Source organism: Marinobacterium sediminicola (genome assembly GCF_022343685.1).
Taxonomy (GTDB): domain Bacteria; phylum Pseudomonadota; class Gammaproteobacteria; order Pseudomonadales; family Balneatricaceae; genus Marinobacterium; species Marinobacterium sediminicola.
Genome location: NZ_CP092123.1, coordinates 2,468,000 through 2,483,392 on the forward strand (window position 1 = coordinate 2,468,000; position 15,393 = coordinate 2,483,392).

Consider the following 15,393-nt stretch of genomic DNA (forward strand, 5'->3'; position numbering starts at 1 on the left):
CAACATTCATGCTTGTTATCAGGCCTCTGCCCGCTCCCAACTCCAGCGGATTCGTCCATTACCACCCAAAGCCCCTGATTTGGCTACCGCCAGACTTGAGGCAAGACTCACGCCCTCAAGAGCGGTCAGTCCGGCATTCTCCGGCTGTGCGTCATCAGGCGATGCGGGAGCCTCTTCGTTCGGTGCACCCTCAGGCTGCTCTTCCGTTTCAGCTTCAGCTTCCTGCGGCTCGTCAGTTTCATCCGCAGACGACTCAGCGGCTGCACCACCGGCGACCCCTTCCTGTTCAGGCAGTTCATCCTGTACAGACGTCTCGCCGTCAGCCTCACCAGAGTCCTGAGCCCGGTTACGCTTGTCCTCATCATCTTCATCGTCAACCACAGTTGACGGAGGTGTCAGAACGGTTGCTGCCTGAGCCGCTTCAGCAGCGATAGGCTGCTCACCCGGCAGACTGCCAGAGGTCTGGACAGCTGGTGCCACAGGCTCATTGACGGTTTCATTGCTGCCGGTGCTATCGACAGCCGGCTGCTCAGACGGCACCGGATTACTGGCCGCAGAACCGGAACTCAGGTTGACGCCTGAGTCCAGCAAACCCGGTGCTGTATCTACGCTGTCGCCAAGTGAAGAGCCGGAAATGACCGGAACGCTTCCCTGTGTCGGCATGAAGAGACTATCACCAAGTGTGGCCGCACTAAATACAACTGTTTGAATTTCTGTAGAAGTACCGTCCGAAGTCATGGTTGAGCCACCATCCTGCAACTCTTCCAGCAGGTTTCCAGAGCCCGATGTCGGGCTAACGGTGCCACTGGTCGGAGTTGTAGTGGCCGTGTCCGTCACCTCGGCCTGATCCAGTTCGAAGCCTGCCTGATTCTGAGCCACATTCAGGTAACCGGTGATGAGCACCCTTACTACAACCTCAGAGCCATCCGCAGTTGTCAGCATAAACTGCTCCTCGACGGTCTCATCTCGGGCCAGATCAGCCAATGCCTGACTGGCGGGATCCAGCTGGTAGGTCCAGTTGCCGGACGCGGTGAGCGTCAGCGTACCGTAGGCCGTCGTCTGACTCATGGGCTGGAAAGCCGACTCGCCAGCATCGGCATCGGCAACCTCAAGACGCCCGCTCTGTGACATCACCAGGCTTTCCACGAGGCTTGCGATCGGGCCTGCCGCAGAATCAGGTGTCACCACAGGAGCATCATCCTGGCCATCGATTCTGAAGCTGAACTGCTGAACGCTACCGTCAGCCGTTTCAATCATGAAGCTGTCGGTCACGCTAACCCCTGCACCCAGCGCCTGAACGGCAGTAGAAGCGTTATCCAGTGTGTAGCTCCAGCTGCCGTCGGCATTCAGGATGAAGCGACCGTAGGCTGAAGTGCTGTCCTGAGCCACGAACCGGGCCTGACCGGCATCCACATCGCTGATCGCCAGCACACCGCTGGCCAGCAGTTGCTGGTCTTCACTCAGCACCGCCAGGGCACCGTCACCCGCTGCCGGAGTGACCACCGGCTGATCATCCTGACCCTGGATGGTGAAACTGAAGGTTTCGGTGGTGCCATCGGCGGTCACGACCGTGAACTGGTCGGTTACCTGCTCACCGGTTATCAGCCCCTGCACTGCCGCACCGATGTTATCCAGTGCGTAGCTCCAGCTGCCGTCGGCATTCAGGATGAAGCGACCGTAGGCTGAAGTGCTGTCCTGCGCCACGAACTGGGCCTGACCGGCATCTGCATCACTGATCGCCAGCACACCGCTGGCCAGCAGCTGCTGGTCTTCACTCAGCACCGCCAGCGCACCATCACCCGCTGTCGGAGTGATCACCGGCTGATCATCCTGACCCTGGATGGTGAAACTGAAGGTTTCGGTGGTGCCATCGGCGGTCACAACCGTGAACTGGTCGGTCACCTGTTCACCGGTTACCAGCCCCTGTACTGCCGCACCGGTGTTATCCAGCGCGTAGCTCCAGCTGCCGTCGGCATTCAGGATGAAGCGACCGTAGGCTGAAGTGCTGTCCTGCGCCACGAACTGGGCCTGACCGGCATCTGCATCACTGATCGCCAGCACACCGCTGGCCAGCAGCTGCTGGTCTTCACTCAGCACCGCCAGCGCACCATCACCCGCTGCCGGAGTGATCACCGGCTGATCATCCTGGCCCTGGATGGTGAAACTGAAGGTTTCGGTGGTGCCATCGGCGGTCACGACCGTGAACTGGTCGGTCACCTGTTCACCGGTTATCAGCCCCTGCACTGCCGCACCGGTGTTATCCAGCGCGTAGCTCCAGCTGCCGTCGGCATTCAGGATGAAGCGACCGTAGGCTGAAGTGCTGTCCTGAGCCACGAACTGGGCCTGACCGGCATCCGCATCACTGATCGCCAGCACACCGCTGGCCAGCAGCTGCTGGTCTTCAGTCAGCACCGCCAGGGCACCATCACTCGCGGCCGGTGTGATCACCGGCTGGTCGTCACTGCCCTGGATGCTCAGGGTAAACGTACGCGTTGTGCCGTCTGCGCTGACAAGCGTGAAACTGTCATTGAGCTGATCAGCCGAGGTCAGCTGCTGTACGGCAACAGACGCATTATCGAGGCTATAGGTCCAGTTGCCGTTGGCATCAATTACGAAGCGGCCATAGGCCGAGCTGCTGTCCTGAGCCACAAACTGCGACTGACCGGCGTCCGCATCGGTGATGCTCAATACACCACTTAGCTGTGTCAGCTGGTCCTCGACAACCTGCGGATTGCCCGGATCAGCGATTACAGCCGTGTTGTTGCGGCCTTCAATCCGAATCTCCAGCGTGCGGCTGGCACTGCCATCCGCACTGCTGACCTGGAAGCGCTCGATACGCACTTCGCCGGCATTCAGGTGCTGGATATCACCGTTACGCACGACATATTTCCAGCTACCGTCTGCCGCAATGCTGAGTTCACCCAGCGCATTGGCTGAGAGGATGCTGACACCCGCATCGAAGAAGGCTTCACCGGCATCCACATCGCTGACCGACAACTGGCCACTGGTGCTCAGCAATTGGTCAGCCGCGGCATTATCGGCCACTTCGACAACCGTCACCTGAGTCGGCTCAGTCCCGTCGATGACAGCGCCATCATTGGTGCCGACCAGCTCAACGTTAACGGAGGCGGTGCTGCCATCCAGTGTTGTCACCACCAGAGTATCGGTAGCACGCTCACCCGCCCGCAACGCCTGGACAGCCGCGGCGCTGTTGTTGATCAGATACTGCCACTGGCCATCCGCGGTCAGGGTGAAGCGGCCAAACGCGGTTTGAGTATCCATTTCAAAGTAGCGCGTCTTGAGTTCCGCATCGGCACCATCGACCAGACGTCCGGATGCGGTGTCGACCAGCGCATCATCTTCGGTCAACGACGCGGATACAGACTCGGGTGCGTCCGTGGTCCCCAGTACATCGATGGTTACAGTGGTGGTACTGCCATCGGTGGTGGTCACGGTGAAGTACTCAACGCGCTGATCACCATCCTTAAGCGCCTGAACCTGCGCATTGACCACTTCGCTGAAGCCGTTGGCATCATGGCCCAGGTCATAGCGCCAGCCACCATTCTCGAACACGGTCAGATAACCATACTGTCCCTGCTGGCTATTGCTCGCCGCATTGAAGGTTGCAAAGCCCCCAGTCAGCGCAGGGTAAGCGATACGGCCAGACACGCTGTCGACACGGTCCTCGGTAACACTGCCTTCACCGTAGTAGGTGTAGCTGTCGCCACCACCCGTACCACCTCCAGTATCGCCCTTGACCAGGGTCGCACCGGAAATCAGCAGCTCGTCGTTGGCACCGGAGGCGTACTCTCGATCCGCGAAGATGCCCATTTCACCGGCCTCGCCCAGGACCACGACACTCACCACCTTGCTCAGCAGGTTGATGGAGCCCGTACCCGGCAACAGACGATGGCTGTCACCGATGCTGCCCACCAGCGTATCGATGGACAGGCCTCCGATCAGGAAGTTGGTGCCCGCATCCGGCAGAATGAACTGGTTACCCGGCAAGCCGGTGGCCACAGAGCTGTTATCGGTGCTCTGCATCAGTACCGGCACTCCCAGATCATAGTTGACCTGTGCCTCGTCACCTGCGACCAGGCGACGGTTCTGATCGGTCGAGCTGATACGGATCTGATCGGCCCCTGCACCACCGAAGACAGCCGCATCACCACTGCCCAGGACGATGGTGTCAACGGCACCCGAGGTGGCTGAAGTCGTCATCAGCTGCTGCAGGCGGGTGCGATCGAAGCCATTCGCATCGATATACTGCTCGAAGGCAGCATCACCGGCATCGCCAAAGATGACAGATTCATCCAATGCACCGGTAAAGGCCGTCAAGCTGTCGCTGCCGGCACCACCAAAGATCAGCTTGTCACCTCCGGCGGTCACGATCTGGTCGGCACCACCCAAAGTCGGCTGAATTACGCCCGCAAACAGGTGCTGACGCATGCCGTCTGCGGCGACAAGGCGACGGTAATCCAGGTTATCACCGGAAATCACATCTTCAGTTCTGACACCGGTCTGAACACGGATAGTGTCATCTGCCACACCACCGGCAATGACCTGGTATTCGGCAATTGCACCGGCATTCTGGTCATCACCCGACAGGGTCAGCGTGATGCTGTCGTTGCCGCCAGTGGAGATATCACCATCCAGGGTCGCGAAGTTCAGCAGGCGACCCAGAACGTCGAAGGCGATATTGGCATTATCACCCGCGATCGTACGCTCGCGGGTTTCACCTGCGGTCGCCACGTCAGCACTCAGCGTAATGGTATCGGCACCAAAGCCACCGATGACAACCTTGTCACCATCATTCAGCGTCAGGTCACCACCGCCCATCTGGATGCTGTCGTTGCCACCGATACTGGTCCCCAGGCTGGTCATCAGCTCGATGGCGCCATTGGCACCGAAGAGCATACGGGCATGATCACCGGCAATCAGCGTATCACCGCGGCCTGCACGGATCTGGTCACTGCCGCTGCCACCAATGATCGCCGCATCTCCGGCAACGGTGGTGAGGATGTCATCGGCCCCCAGAGTGAAATCGAAGCTGCTGACAGATTCGCGCTGCGCGCCACCATTCTCGAACAGACCGGCCTGACGGCGGATTTCACCGTTGTCACCGATCAGAGTAGCCCGAGCACGGGCACCATTGATGTTGATGCGATCGGCACCGATACCGCCAATGGCCAGTACTTCACCCATGACGCCGGTAATGGAACCGGCCAGACCGACACGGATCTGGTCATCACCACCGGTGGCGGCCTGAAGGTCGGTCGATACCATGCGGGTCAGACTCTCAACCTGAGCCTCAGGCTGGTCCGTCGGTGCAAACTCAAAGCGCGCATTGTCGCCTGCCAATGCCCTGACAGCCGTGGTGTTGGCATTGATGCTGATCAGGTCTCGACCGAAACCACCGATCAGCGCCAGATCACCCTCCTGAACCGTCAGGATATCGTCACCACCACTGTTGGTCGCCAGGCTGGTCATGCTGACCAGCGCATCGGAGCTGAAGATCAGTTCGGCCGAATCACCCGCCACCAGCATACGGTTGCTGCTGCCATCCGCAGCCGCACGCGCATCGCTTGAACGGATATCAACCGTATCGGCTCCCTGCCCTCCGATCACCATATGCCGGCCGGAGCCCAGCAGAATGCTATCGCTGCCGCCGGAGCCTGTCACCGTCGAGCGCACCGCTGTCAGCAGGTAACTCTGCGGCTGACGCAGATACTCACCGTTATCGCCCAGGACGACGCTTTCACTGAGGGAACCCGGCTCGATTTCAACGGTATCCGACCCCATACCCGCCATCACCAGGTTGAAGCCTAATGTGGCGGTGGTGTTGTCGGCACCGATCACAATGGTGTCATCACCACCAGTGGCCGCAATCTGATCCAGGGTACGCTGGGTCGTCAGACCACCGCGGGTATCGAACAGGAATTCGGCGTTGTCACCGGCAATAAAGCGTCCGCTGCGTCCGCGGTTCTCGATCTGAGCCGAGGTTGTGGTCGGCGACGGCAGCACCGCTGCAATACCCACCACTCCAGACAGCAAGCTGGTACCGCCCAGGTATTCGCCACCGGTGCTCCAGCCTGCGCCACTGGCGTCTGCCGTAGTCGTGGCATCGATACGGATGGTATCGGCACCGATACCGCCCGCCACCAGCTTGTAGCCTTCACGCAGGGTGATGGTGTCGGCCCCACCCAGCACGGTGTCGATGCTGGTGGCCGAGCGCAGCACACCATTCTCGGCCACCGAGTCAAACAGGAAACTGGCGTTATCACCCATCACCAGATGAGTACCGTCGAACAGGTTAACCGTGTCGGCCCCAAAGCCGCCAACGACCAGTTTGTTACCGTTGGCAGAAACGATCTGGTCATTGCCGCCCTTGTCGGTTTCAGTGCTGTTGACCGCCAGCATGACGTTCGGACGGGTATCCGTGGAGGCAACGCGAAGAATCTCGCCGTTATCCCCCAGTACCACATCTTCGCTGCTGGCTTCGGACCGCACCAGACGGCCATCGGTATCCACATGTGCCGCAACCAGAATGCGGTCGTTGTCCAGACCACCGATGATGAAGTTACGACCCAGATCGCGTGCAGCATTATCGCTGCCGCTGCCGATACGGATCTGATCAGCCCCCGCCGTTGCCGCTGTGGTATCAGTGGAACGGAAAGCGGTCATCAAGCCATAGGTATCGAACAGGATGTCCGCGTGATCACCTGCGATCAGGCGCTCGGAGTTGCCGGTTGCAGCACCGCCGGTCACAGCCAGGGTGATGCTGTCCGCACCTCGGCCACCGACGACGACGGCATCGCCGGTACCGAGCGTAATGATATCGTTGCCACCGGTCGTGACGGTGGTCTGGGAGGTCAGTTCACTCAGGCGGTGATCATCCACTTCAGCCAGCGAGAACTGAATCCGGCCGTGGTCACCGATGATGATATTGCGCTCGGCATCACCCTCTGTTGCCGTAATGCTGTCGCCACCGGCACCACCCAGTACGATATTGCTGCCACTGCCCAAAGTGACCGTATCCGCATCACCATAGCCACTGGTCAGGGTGCGTACATCCAGCGCACGACCGCTGATCGGATCCAGTGACAGGTAACCTTCGTCAGCCAGCACAAGGTTGTCACCGTTGCCCAGCTTGATCACATCCGCACCGGCACCGCCGATCACCACATGGTCACCGTTCAGGCCTTCGATGTAATCAGCGGCGCCGAAACCGGCATCCAGGGTTTCGTCAACCTCGGCACTGACCAGCGCCCCGGTGGAATCAAAACTCATGCGTGCAAGGTCGCCCGCCAGGATGTCGTTGCCGTCACCAGTGTACAGGCGGTCAAGTCCCAGTGAGCCCAGCAACACATCGTCACCCAGGCCACCGATCAGAACTTCGCCGGTGCCATTAAGCGAGGTGCTGTGAATCGTGGCGTCGAACCAGGTCCACTCGCGTGAAGGCAACTGCGTCCAGGCCGGACGATCCACCAACGCTGTGGTCAGAGACTCGATGGTTTTACCGGTATCCTCGACCACCAGCGTATCAGCGACCAGCAGGTCACCCCCCTGGGTACTGATCAGGGTATCGTTACCCTGCATGCCGAAGATCTGGTTCTGGCGCTTGTCGCCCACCAGTACGTCGTTGCCCTTGCCACCGATGATGTTATGGAAACCACGGATGGTGACGTTGGTTGCGCTGGTGTTGATACGGCTGCCGGAAGCAACGGTCGCCGCGCCTGCGACGGTGGTAAAGCCGTCCGGCAGGGTATATTCGCTGCCACTGGTATTGATGCTGACCGCGGTGGTGTAGTCGGAGAAATCAATGGTGTTGCGAACGCCTTCACGCTCGAACGTGGTGTTCAGGCCCACACCGCTGGCTGCACCGCCGTAGAGGCTGCCGCTGATGGCGGCCTTGTCTTCAAAGGCAAAGATATCGCTCTTCACGCCACCAATCAGGTTTTCGAAACCGACAAAACGCAGCACGCGGTCGCCATAGGAGGATACAGGCGCATCCTCGTTATTGACCGCCCCACTGGAGATGCCGGTGATGACACCGTCGTTCAGGCCCGAGCTGTCAGTGTCGGTCAGTCGTGTCTGAGCGTTGGTGTTCAGGCTGGCTTCAATCGCCGCCATCGCCGGGTACACATCTGCGACCTGAATATGCAGTTTGTTCGACTCGTAGGACATATCCACGGTGTCATCACCGCTACCGCCCGCGATCAGGCCGATTTCGGTCTTGCTGTCCCAAGAAACCTTGCTGCTGCCCTGAGTCACCTTGCCATTGTAGGTATCCAGCACCAGCGCACCGGTCTGATCCGAGAAGTCGAGTACGTTTGCAGTACCGCCAACATCCTTATCATTGATGGTAGCTGTGCCCCAATTCCCAATGAAGCGGTAGGAATCGGCACCGTCGCTGCCCTCCATTGCAGTCTTGCCGGAACGCGCTATCAACAGGTCGTCACCGTCACCGCCGATCAGGCTGGAAGTTCCACTGCCACCGATCAGCACGTCATCAATGACACTGCCGGTCAGGGTGTCAGTACCGTCACCCGCCAGCAACACCACATCGATATCATTCAGCCCGGACGCATCCACGGTATCGTTGCCACGGCCGGTGAAGCCAACAATGCGTTTCACCCCGGTATAGGTCACGGTGTATTCGGTGCCATTCAGGGTGGCGGTAATTTCTACCTCGCCGTTGCCCACCTGCTTGAGGACAAATTTCTCGTCGCCGTCCTCGATGTTCCGATACTTACGATCAACTGCCCCCTTGCCTTCCATCATCGCCGCGATGTTGAAGTCCACGGACGCATCGGACGGCAACAGAGCGTTGTCACCCATGTGCAGCACAAGGGTGCCATCGCCATTATCATCAGATGCCAGAATCGGCATACAGGGTTTGGGCGTCCAGACAATGGGTTCGAACAGCTCAATCTCGAAAATCTTCTGGTTGTAGACTGACTGCCAACCTGCAACAAGCGATTGAATATCAACATAGACCTTGGCATATGCACTGGCCCTCAGGTTGGCTTCAAACAGGTTGAACGGGTTGAACGGCTCACACTGCAACTGGTTGAGGATTTCCAGGGCACGGAACTTGCCGTCGTTGGCACCAGGGCCATTTTCATCCCAGAAATCCAGTTCTCCGGTCAGTTCAATACCACCTGAGGCACCCGCACGTGCCAAACCGATATTCAGCTCCGCGTAGATTTCCGCGAAGACATTCAGCACGATTTCCGGTTTATCGACGCCATTGACGAAATTATCACTGACATAGAAGCCTTCCAGAATATGCAGCGGGTTATCACTGTCAAAGAACTTGATAATGCCGTAGGTATCGAAGCCCAGTGTCAGCGCCACGTCGACATCAATTCCGCCCCGAATACCCGCTTTTACCCCCGGATAAACATAGGAACCGACATCGATTTCAACATCGACCCCCAGATCAGGCGGCGTAAAGGTCACCAGATCCACCGGCTTGCCCATGATCAGGTCCAGCACCAGCGACAGGTCGCTCAAAATCGGGATTTTGAACGCATTGTTCGGGTCTTTCAGCTTACCCATGAACGACTGAGTGCCAGTCGTTGATCCCCCGCTGCTTTGGCTCATTGCAGTGTCAGTCTTATTGACAGAACCGCTGAGTGAAGCACTCTTGCGACTGCTGCTATCGTTCAGGTTGCCGCCAAAACTGAACACGCGACCAATAGGAATGATCAGACCGTCGGCATCGGTGGGGATAGAATTGAACAAGTCCAACATGTAAATGAAGTTCACGATGAACTCAACGTTCTTGTTACCACTCCCCAGATCAGTGGCCAGATCCAGCAGCGAATAATTCTTACCCGCCAACTCCGACAATCCAGGAATTGGCTCCTGCAGACCATCAATGATCGGCTGCAACGGCTGAGTGACCTGCTGAATTTCCTTGACTATCGGCCCCAGAAAGTCCGAAAGCAGACTGCCCACATCCAGTGCAAGGTCAGTAATCCAGACCTGTGGCTGGGTGGAGAACATATCACCGTAGCCAACCGGCACCGATGCACTGTTCAGGGCCCAGGTCATATGGAAATCACCGATGATCCGCGGCAGCGGGGTATTCGGAATCGTCAGCTCCAGGTGGAAGTTGGCCTGAGCTGCGCCGGTGAACTGCGAACGGAAGTTATCGCTGAACTTGCCGGCGGTCATTTCGGCAAAGGTCAGGCGGCCGTCCGAGTTGCGGTCGGTCATGTTGATGGCGTACTCACCACGGAAGTATGTACGCGCTCCTACCTCATCACCGAACGGCGAGTAATTACTGTAAACATCTCCGTTCCGATCGACAATGGTGTCACTCGGCAGGTAATCGGTCACCTTGCCGGCCACAAAGAAGATCTTGGCCGACATCGAAGCCGGGTCTTCAGGTACACCTGCCAGATAGGCATTGAAGACAATGCTGAGTTCGTTGACAGCCGGATTAGTGCTCGGCAGATCCCAGGGATTGTCTATCAGCGGGTTGAGCGCCGGGTCCTGAATCGCCTGGAAGGTACCGGACACACCGACATCCTTGCCCTGCAGGGAAGTACCACCGAAGGTAATCTTCCAGCTGTCGCCCTGATCAACCACGGTAATCCCGGTATAGTCAGCCGCCACTTTCTCGTTCAACAAGGTCTGCAGCAGAGCCGCCGTCGTGCTGTTGCTGACGGCGGTCAGGTTCCAGCTTTTGGAGCCGTCCGAGAAGCTCAGGTCGAATGTACCCTGAGACGAAATCGGACGGGTTACGAACATTTCGGCAGACACGGTCTCGGGATCGGTCGGTTCTCTAAGCGTCTCAGGCGTCTGCCCAAGAGTGTTGCTTAGCGTCACGGTTTTACCGCTCAATGAGCTGCCACCGAAGTCGATGATCCAGTTGCCACCGCTTTCCGTGACCCTGATGCCGGTATAATCGGGCGCAACTTTGGCGTTGAGCTGCTGCTGCAGCGTCGTTGCCGTCAGCGTACTGCTGTCGAGGCCAGAGACCGTCCAACTGGTGCTGCCATCACCGAAGGTCAAATCGAAGGTACCGGCATCCGACGCGGGCTGTGCCAGACTGATAAGGGTGGTTTCCTTCAGACTGTCAGATGGCTGCTTGCCGCTCTGCGTGATCAGGTCGTAACTGCTCTGGGTCAGTGCCGCATCATCCAGACCAGCATTGCCAGGCATCTCGGAGATCAGGTAGAGACCTTCCTCGACATTTACGCCGAAGCCGAAGAAGAAATCCCAGCCCAGGTCCAGACCGATACCGCCATCCACATCCAGGCTCAGGCCCGGCAAACCGATATCGAAGGAGAGATCAACTTCACGGGAGAGCAGGCTCTGCCCCAGATTCATACGGAACTGCAACGCCCCGGCTTCAGCCAGAGGGTCATAGGTGCCCACCGGCACGATATCGCCACCGACATAGTCGCCGCGCTCATCAGAGGTGCGACCGGCCAGGGTATAGCCCAGACGGGTACCGGCAGCAACACCTGCCGGAGACAGGGAACCAAAGGCCAGGTACTCGACCACGATATCGTCAGCCGTGACCACGCCATCGCCGTTGTAATCCTTGAGGTAGTTCAGGAACGGGTTGTCACCGCCGCGATCGGCAATGGCGGTGCCATCGATTTCGGCTTCAATCCACTGATCCATGCTCAGCGGGTTGATGATGCCGTCATTGTTGCTGTCATTGGTGAATACGCTGTACAGCGTCATGCGCAGGGCATTTTCCATGCCGCCATATTCTTCCAGCGCACTGTCGATAAAGTTCTGGATTTCGGTAATGACACTACCGCGGAAGTCGGCAATGAACTTGGCACCCTTGGCCAGCTGATCACCGATCAACGGCAGTGGCAACGACGCTATCGCATCCAGAGACTGCTGGATGCCTTTCAGTGCGTAATCAATGCCATCCACGATCACCGACGGATCACGGATCAAGCGGATCAGGGGATTATTCAGTTTGAACAGATCAAACATGCCACCCAGATCCGGCAGGCGGTAGTTCAGGGTGTAGGCCGTGTCATAGTCACCGGCAGTAGTGAACTGCACCGAGGAGACCGATTCGCCGGCGATCAGGCCGTTCATCAGATCATTGAGGCTGTTAATCTGAATCTCGATGTCGCCGAGGTAGATCGGATTACTCAGGCTGGAATCAATCAGCCCCAGCTCACGGCCAAGCATAAAGATCTCGTTCGGCAGGGTCACATAACCCGGCAACATCACATTCGCCGAGCCCTCGAAATCCACGGTAACATCCCGGAACAGCGCCCCGAACGGTGAGGAGGTTAACTTGCTGCCATCGACACTGACGGTCACGCCCTTGCCGACCAGCGCTGCACCATCGAAGCTGATCAGGAAGCCACCGTTGTCATTATCGTTTGCGACGACAATGCCGGTGTAGCCGCCACCCATCTTGGTGTTGAGTGCGCTCTGGAGCTCCTCTGCCGTAATATCCCAGGCCAGATTGGTCAGCGTTTGAGTGGTCGAGCCATAGGTGAAGCTGAGGTCGAAGGTCCCACCGGTGGCCGCCACCATCATCAGGCGGGTCTGGTTGACGACACCGGCCGAGTTGCTGACAACAACAGGAATGGCTGTTACCGCTCCCTGATGCGTCAACGCTCCGCTGTCTGCCTCCAGCAACGGCAGGCCGCGGCCGGCCAGCGTACCGGTAAATTCAATCTCCCAGCCGTCCTGGGGTTTGGCAGCATTATGCAGGCTGACGCTGACATCGGCCCCGGCAATGGCGTTGGGACCAGTGGTCAGAGCCGTACGCAAGGCAGTAGCGACGGCGGTGGCGCCGGCATTCCAGTCGATATTGCCGGTGGTGTAGGTCTTGCCATCCACAGTGGCGCTGAGGGTGAAGGTACCACCGGAACCGGACGGAATCCGTACCCACTGCATTTCGTTAAGCTCACCCAGAGGACCGCCATCGGCCTCCGAACGCAGCTGTTGAACGCCCAGATCCAGTGTTTTGCCATCAAAGCCGGCGCCGCTGACCACGATCTTCCAGCCCATGCTGGGGTCATCGGCATCGATCTGCTCGACGCTGACAGCGCCTTTCAGGGCCTTGCCGCCAAACAGGAGAGCTTCTTCGACGTAGGCCTGAACGGTTTCGGCGTCAAAACTGCGCGCCAGCGACTGGGTATAGTAATGCTCACCACCCACAGTGAAGTGCAGCCTGAAGGCATCATCTTTATCCGCCTTGACCGTCCAGGCATCTGCCGTTGTACCCTGCCCGCTCAGAGTAAAACCGGTCGGTGTGCTGGTGGTATCCCAGATCAGTGCCACGCTTTCCCCGTCCTGCAGGGTGAGGATGGAGATGGCAGACCCCAGATAATGACGTCCGTCGCCTTGCCCTGCCGCACCATTGGGATCGTCTCCCAAATAGACGCCGGCCTGGGCAACAATGTCGGCGGTTCCGTCTTTCACATCCAGCGAGAACAGGCCCAGCGATGCATTGAACGCCAGCGCCGTACCGTTAACCTCCATGCCCAGACGGGCAAAGGTTCCGGTATCGTCATCCAGGTTGTCGGTGGTACCGCCATCGAAGTAGTCGTAGACAAACATCGCACCGGAGGCCAGATCCAGACCCAGCGCAATATTGATCATGGCGGTTGACTGCAAGTTCACCAATGCGTCGCCGCCAACATCCACAATGCTGCCGACAGAGCCCATCAGGTCTTTCAGTGCCGAGCCACCAATCAGTTCACCCAGTGTCGCCAGATCAAGTGCAATCGGATAGGTCTTGTCGAGCAGATCGATCTCGTACGGAATATTGAGCATCACCGCATTGGAGGCGGCGTCGTACTCAAGGCTGACACCGAATACATCCGGACGGGAGGGATCATAGATCGGCAGGCCGAAACTGTCGGCCAGAACTTCCTGCAATTGCCCTACGCCGGTCGCCGGGTTGTTGCCAACCTCTTCGACCGCACGTGCCAGTTCGACCGCGATGTCGAACATGTCATTGACGCTCAGGTCGATGACCGGGATATCCTGGTCAAGGAAACTGAAGGTTTCAAACTGGCTGAGCAGGTTCGAGGCCATGCGCAGGCCTTCGATGATCTGCACCCAGGACAGGTCGCCGAACCCGGTCAGGGCGTCAGCCCCGATCACCCGAACATCCACTGCTTCCGACAACGAAAGGGCGCCATTCCACACATCAATGATCGGCAGACTGATCTCGATGCGCGGGTCAACGTCAGGCGGCAACAAACTCAGGTCACCTGCATCCAGGCTGATACCATCGATGATCAGGTTCGCCATCGGCTGGCTGCCGATCGTGTAATTGCTGTCACTGAAAGTGACTGGGCTTATATACTCATTGAGCAGACGACGACCTTCTACACGCATGCTGGCAAGCGTTGGCGCCACGAAATGAAGCGCGGCGTTCGGAGTGACGAAGGTTTCCTTTTCCAAGAAATCATAGCGCTGCAGGTCGCCCGCACTGACCCAGGTATGGGACTTCAGATCAGCGACTTGCTGACTGGTCAGTTTACCGGCGTTTTCATTGCTCCACCGGTCAATGGCCGCGTCGATGGCTGTATTCAAGTCATTGGCGAGATCAGCCACACTGCTGTTGCCCAGCGTAGCGGACGCCAACAGTTTCACTTGCAGCTCGATGGGGCGCCCTTCGTTCAGGCTCTCGCTTTCCAGGGTAATCGCCAGCCCCACATCTTCAGACAGAACCCCCGTTTCACCGCCACTGGGTGCCGCGATCAAAGCCTTGGTGCCACCGGCCGTCAGGTTAAAATCGCCCCGCATGCCCAAAAGGCTGTTTTTCAGAGTCGCTGCATCGATCAGCTCGTCGAGATATACGCGTCCACCTGGAGTGCCATCCGGTCCATCCAGCAAGCGCACATTCACACCGGCATCGATTTGAGCCAGCATGTTTTCCATTGACAGGTCAACAAAGCCGATGGAAGCGCTGCCCTCAAACTGTTCGACACCCGCCACCAGGCGGGCACCCACAAGGGTATCTTCAAGGTAGACGGACACGCCGCCGGCCTTGTTCAGGGCATCTGCCACGAAACCGAAATGTCGTACCAGAGGATCATGGTCCTGTGCAGCAAACCTCAGTGACGCAATATGCTCACCCAGGGTGTTCAGGATCAGTACCGGCTTACCATCCGCAGCGGTGCCAAGATCAAAGCTCAACGCCTGACCCAGGTTACCCACCTTGCTCTCCAGCGGGCCAAGAGCACTGCCTGAAATAGCCGCCAAAGCCGAATTCAGTGCACTCTTCAACTCCTCGGGGGTGTAGGTGCCTTGCAAAATGCCAACCGTGATCCGGTTATCATGGGTAGCGGTTGTTATGCCATCTGTCGACTGGTCATCCGCACCATCAATGATCAGGTCAAACGCACTACCGTTGTCCAGCGTCAGTGAGCCTGGCAG

At 58.3% G+C, this 15,393-nt stretch carries 1 protein-coding gene (running past one end of the window); it reads right to left on the reverse strand.

The genetic code is table 11. The features are described from left to right. Nucleotides 1–18: 18 nt before the first annotated feature. Nucleotides 19–15,393, reverse strand: the 3' portion of a protein-coding gene (locus LN244_RS11295; RefSeq protein WP_239039890.1) for a VCBS domain-containing protein. It continues 17,328 nt past the right edge of the window; the window shows 15,375 of its 32,703 coding nt (coding positions 17,329–32,703); the start codon falls outside the window, past its right edge; its stop codon occupies nt 19–21.